Below are 303 nucleotides of genomic sequence, written 5' to 3' on the forward strand. Positions count from 1 at the left end.
TTTCCGTTTTCCAGAAAGTGTGGCAACCAGCCAGAATCGACAGATATCTACCCGGATCAAATGATCGCCGGCAAGCCGGCTCCTACGGGGAGGACGATGGCAGTCGCTACATCTGTAGGAGCCCGCTTGCGGGCGATGCGACCAATCGCAGGCTACGAAGCGGTTGTTCAGATGAATTGACAGGGCGTTCGCGGATCGCCGGCAAGCCGGCTCCTACAATATCGAGGCGCCTGCAAGAGGAGCGTCCGGCACCACATTTGTGGGAGCGTCGACCTCGGCGCGAATGCGCTGGTAGCCATTCTG

The 303-nt window shown here is 59.4% G+C and carries 1 protein-coding gene; it reads left to right on the forward strand.

The genetic code is table 11. The features are described from left to right. On the forward strand, positions 1-180 hold a 180-nt coding region (locus tag AC0IYH_RS30735), incomplete at its 5' end, for a hypothetical protein (protein ID WP_471837947.1). Positions 181-303 lie beyond the last annotated feature (123 nt).

Source organism: Pseudomonas sp. AC463 (assembly GCF_979253585.1).